1 rRNA gene is annotated in these 3,086 nt (G+C 49.4%); it reads right to left on the reverse strand.

The annotated features are described in order from the left end of the window. Positions 1–18: 18 nt before the first annotated feature. Positions 19–2,901: ribosomal RNA gene (locus N477_RS18520) — 23S ribosomal RNA — on the reverse strand. Between the last annotated feature and the right edge of the window lie 185 nt (positions 2,902–3,086).

Raw genomic sequence — 3,086 nt, forward strand, 5'->3', positions numbered from 1 at the left:
AAACCACTTTGGCGTTGTATGGTTAAGCCTCACGGGTAATTAGTACGAGTTAGCTCAATGCCTCACAGCACTTCCACATCTCGCCTATCAACGTTGTAGTCTTCAACGGCCCTTCAGTTAACTTAAAGTTAAAGTGAGAACTCATCTCGAGGCTCGCTTCCCGCTTAGATGCTTTCAGCGGTTATCGATTCCGAACGTAGCTACCGGGCAATGCTATTGGCATAACAACCCGAACACCAGCGGTTCGTCCACTCCGGTCCTCTCGTACTAGGAGCAGCCCCTCTCAATTCTCAAACGCCCACGGCAGATAGGGACCGAACTGTCTCACGACGTTCTAAACCCAGCTCGCGTACCACTTTAAATGGCGAACAGCCATACCCTTGGGACCGACTTCAGCCCCAGGATGTGATGAGCCGACATCGAGGTGCCAAACACCGCCGTCGATATGAACTCTTGGGCGGTATCAGCCTGTTATCCCCGGAGTACCTTTTATCCGTTGAGCGATGGCCCTTCCATTCAGAACCACCGGATCACTATGACCTACTTTCGTACCTGCTCGACGTGTCTGTCTCGCAGTTAAGCTGGCTTCTACCATTACACTAACCGTACGATGTCCGACCGTACTTAGCCAACCTTCGTGCTCCTCCGTTACTCTTTGGGAGGAGACCGCCCCAGTCAAACTACCCACCAGGCACTGTCCTCAATCCCGATTAGGGACCTAAGTTAGAACATCAACACTACAAGGGTGGTATTTCAAGGTCGGCTCCACACAATCTAGCGACTGTGCTTCAAAGCCTCCCACCTATCCTACACATGTAGGGTCAATGTTCAGTGCCAAGCTGTAGTAAAGGTTCACGGGGTCTTTCCGTCTAGCCGCGGGTACACAGCATCTTCACTGCGATTTCAATTTCACTGAGTCTCGGGTGGAGACAGCGTGGCCATGGTTACACCATTCGTGCAGGTCGGAACTTACCCGACAAGGAATTTCGCTACCTTAGGACCGTTATAGTTACGGCCGCCGTTTACCGGGGCTTCGATCAAGAGCTTCGACCTAAGTCTAACCCCATCAATTAACCTTCCGGCACCGGGCAGGTGTCACACCGTATACGTCATCTTACGATTTTGCACAGTGCTGTGTTTTTAATAAACAGTCCCAGCCACCTGGTCACTGCGGCTCTCGTCTGCTTATGGAGCAAGTCCTTCACAAACAAGAGCGTACCTTCTCCCGAAGTTACGGTACAATTTTGCCTAGTTCCTTCACCCGAGTTCTCTCAAGCGCCTTAGTATTCTCTACCTGACCACCTGTGTCGGTTTAGGGTACGATTCGATATAAACTGAAGCTTAGAGGCTTTTCCTGGAAGTAGGGCATCAACAACTTCACCACCGTAGTGGCTCGTCTCGACTCTCAGCCTTAGCAACCCGGATTTTCCTAAGTCACCAGCCTACAGCCTTTCACATGGACAACCAACGCCATGCTTGCCTAGCCTGCTCCGTCCCCCCATCGCATTTATACCAAGTACGGGAATATTAACCCGTTTCCCATCGACTACGCTCTTCAGCCTCGCCTTAGGGGTCGACTCACCCTACCCTGATTAACATGGGATAGGAACCCTTGGTCTTCCGGCGTGCGGGTTTTTCACCCGCATTATCGTTACTCATGTCAGCATTCGCACTTCTGATACGTCCAGCAAACCTTACAGTTCACCTTCAGCCGCTTACAGAACGCTCCCCTACCCCGCATACTAATGTATGCAGCCGTAGCTTCGGTGGTATGTTTAGCCCCGTTACATCTTCCGCGCAGGCCGACTCGACTAGTGAGCTATTACGCTTTCTTTAAAGGATGGCTGCTTCTAAGCCAACCTCCTAGCTGTTTTAGCCTTCCCACATCGTTTCCCACTTAACATACACTTTGGGACCTTAGCTGACGGTCTGGGTTGTTTCCCTCTCCACGATGGACGTTAGCACCCACCGTGTGTCTCCCGGATATTACTTTACGGTATTCGGAGTTTGCAAAGGGTTGGTAAGTCGGGATGACCCCCTAGCCTTAACAGTGCTCTACCCCCGTAAGTATTCGTCCGAGGCTCTACCTAAATAGATTTCGGGGAGAACCAGCTATCTCCCGGTTTGATTAGCCTTTCACTCCTAGCCACAGGTCATCCCCTAACTTTTCAACGTTAGTGGGTTCGGTCCTCCAGTCAGTGTTACCTGACCTTCAACCTGCCCATGGCTAGATCACCGGGTTTCGGGTCTATACCCTGCAACTTAAGCGCCCAGTTAAGACTCGCTTTCGCTACGGCTCCCCTAAATGGTTAACCTTGCTACAGAATATAAGTCGCTGACCCATTATACAAAAGGTACGCAGTCACCCTCGAAGGGCTCCTACTGCTTGTACGTACACGGTTTCAGGTTCTATTTCACTCCCCTCACAGGGGTTCTTTTCGCCTTTCCCTCACGGTACTGGTTCACTATCGGTCAGTTGGGAGTATTTAGCCTTGGAGGATGGTCCCCCCATATTCAGTCAAAGTTTCACGTGCTCCGACCTACTCGATTTCACTTCAGATAAATTTTCGTGTACGGGACTGTCACCCTGTGTCGTCCAACTTTCCAGAAGGTTCCACTAATTACACTGAAGCTTAAGGGCTAATCCGATTTCGCTCGCCGCTACTTTCGGAATCTCGGTTGATTTCTTTTCCTCGGGGTACTTAGATGTTTCAGTTCTCCCGGTTTGCCTCTTACAGCTATGTATTCACTGTAAGATACCGCTAAGCGGTGGGTTTCCCCATTCGGAAATCTAAGTCTCAAGTGCCTCTTACTGGCTTGACTTAGCTTATCGCAAGTTAGTACGTCCTTCATCGCCTCCAACTGCCAAGGCATCCACCGTGTACGCTTAGTCACTTAACCATACAACCCAAAATGGTTTGTATCGTCAAAGACAGTTTTAACTTCGCCAGAAGTTAAGTAATACTAAAGTAGACGCTAATTAATCAACTAAATGATTAATCGGCATTTTCTTTCGAAAACTCTGAATAACAATTGCTTGTTATTCGAGAATTTAATTATCAGCTTTCCAAATTTTTAAAGAGCAA

This window comes from Pseudoalteromonas luteoviolacea H33-S (genome assembly GCF_001625695.1).
Taxonomy (GTDB): domain Bacteria; phylum Pseudomonadota; class Gammaproteobacteria; order Enterobacterales; family Alteromonadaceae; genus Pseudoalteromonas; species Pseudoalteromonas luteoviolacea_B.